At 69.0% G+C, this 2,009-nt stretch carries 2 protein-coding genes; one reads left to right on the top strand and one right to left on the bottom strand.

Features of this window, described 5'->3' with window-relative positions:
* Positions 1 to 199: 199 nt before the first annotated feature.
* Positions 200 to 697, bottom strand: a complete 498-nt coding sequence (locus LQV45_RS28350) for an Lrp/AsnC family transcriptional regulator (protein WP_018773770.1) — start codon at positions 695 to 697, stop codon at positions 200 to 202.
* A gap of 133 nt (positions 698 to 830) precedes the next feature.
* Between LQV45_RS28350 and LQV45_RS28355 the strand changes: the two genes are divergently transcribed.
* Positions 831 to 1,994, top strand: coding sequence for a PLP-dependent aspartate aminotransferase family protein (locus LQV45_RS28355; RefSeq protein ID WP_230010277.1), 1,164 nt, complete (start codon positions 831 to 833; stop codon positions 1,992 to 1,994).
* The last annotated feature ends 15 nt before the right edge of the window (positions 1,995 to 2,009 follow it).

Consider the following 2,009-nt stretch of genomic DNA (forward strand, 5'->3'; position numbering starts at 1 on the left):
CCTTGGCAGCGCCTTCCCGGTGATCGGGTTGGGGCTCGCAGCCGGGATCGTCGGGCTGCAGAGCGCCGTCGCCGGTTTCGTCACGGTGTGCGCCGCCGCCGCGCTGACGCTGGCGGCCGTTACGCTGCGAAGCGCACTGCGCCGGGGCTGACTGCGCAGGGTCTAATTGCGCCGGCCCTAACTGCGTCGGCCGGGCCCGTTAGGGCAGCGGGCCGTGGTTGCCCTGGATGTGGTCGAAGACCAGCGTGGTTTCGGTGTGGCCCACCACGGGGTCGGTGGCCAGGTTGTCCAGAACCCAGTCCCGGAGGTCCTCCGTGGTGGCGACGGCGATGTGCAGCAGGTAGTCCACCGACCCGGACGTGTGGAAGGTCGAGAGCACTGCCGGCAGTTTGGGCACCCGGGCAGTGAAGCGGTCGATCTGCTCGCGGTCATGGGCCCGGAGCCGGACCGCAATGAGGGCCTGGACCGAACGCCCGATCGCGGACAGGCTCAGATTGGCCTCGAAGCCCTCGATGATGCCGCGCTCGGACAGGGCGCGGGTGCGCATCAGCGCGGTCGACGGCGCGATCCCCACGAGCTCTGCCAGCTGTTTGTTCGAGATGCGGGCGTCCGCGACGAGGGCAGCGAGCAGGCGCTCGTCGATCGCGTCCAGCGGCTCGCTGGCTCCCGGCCGAACATTCTTCGCGGTGCTGCTCACGGATCCTCCTAGTAGTGTTCTCCGTTCATCATAAACGGCGTTATCCGACAGTTCCATTCAGAACCTCTACAAAAGCACGAATTATTGCCAGATACTTGCGGAATTCAATGGTGAATATTCGTAAGGAGCATGGGTGCTTTCTCAAGATTCATTGGCGGTCCACGCAGGCCGGAGCGGGCTCACGGAACTGGGCGTCCACGCGGTGCCCATCGATCTGTCCACGACGGCGCCCCTGCCGTCCGTGCACGACGGAGGCCTTGCCTACGAGCACATGGCCACCGGCGGCTCACATGTGGAGGGGCAAAGCACGGTCTACCAGCGGCTGTGGAACCCCACGGTGGCACGCTTCGAAGAAGGCGTCGCTGTCCTGGAAGGCACGCCCGAGTCTGTCGCCTTTGCCACCGGAATGGCGGCGCTGAGCGCCGTGCTCCTCGCGGTTGTGGCCGCGGGCAAGAAGCACGTTGTCGCCGTGCGTCCGCTGTACGGCGGCAGCGACTACCTTTTGGCCTCCGGCGTCCTTGGCAGCGAGGTCACCTTCACGACGCCGGAGGGCGTCGGCGCCGCCCTGCGCCCGGACACCGGCCTGGTGATCCTCGAGACGCCGGCCAACCCGACCCTCGAGCTGGTGGACATCGCCCGCGTGGCAGCCGCCGCCGACGGTGTGCCGCTCCTGGTGGACAACACCTTCGCCAGCCCGGTACTGCAGCAACCCTTCAAGCACGGCGCGGCCATGGTGCTGCACAGCGCCACGAAGTTCCTGGGCGGCCACGGGGACGCCATGGGCGGCGTGGTGGCCGCAGGCCCTGAATGGGCGGTGCGCCTGCGCCAGATCCGGGCCGTGACCGGCGGCATCCTGACCCCGTGGCCGGCGTACCTGCTGCACCGCGGGCTGGCAACGCTCCCGGTCCGGGTCCGCGCCCAGCAGGCCGGCGCCGAAAAAGTCGCGGTTGCCCTGGCAGGGCACGGGCTCGTGAGGCGGGTTTACTACCCGGGACTGGCCGAATGCGACCCGCAGGGCCTGGTGGGCACACAGATGTCCGGGCCGGGATCGCTCATGGCCTTCGAGCTCGCCAGCGCCGAGCACGCCGAGCGGATCCCGGCCGCCGTCGGCATGATCACCCACGCCGTGTCCCTCGGCGGGATCGATACCCTCATCCAGCACCCGGCCGGCCTGACCCACCGGCCGGTCGAAGCCGCGGCCAAGCCGCACGCGATCCTGCTGCGGATCTCGGTGGGGCTGGAGGACCCGGCCGACATCGTCGCCGACCTCGTGCAGGCGATCGAGGCAACGCAGTAGCCCGCGGGTCCTGTG

The organism is Microbacterium sp. Bi128 (assembly GCF_918698205.1).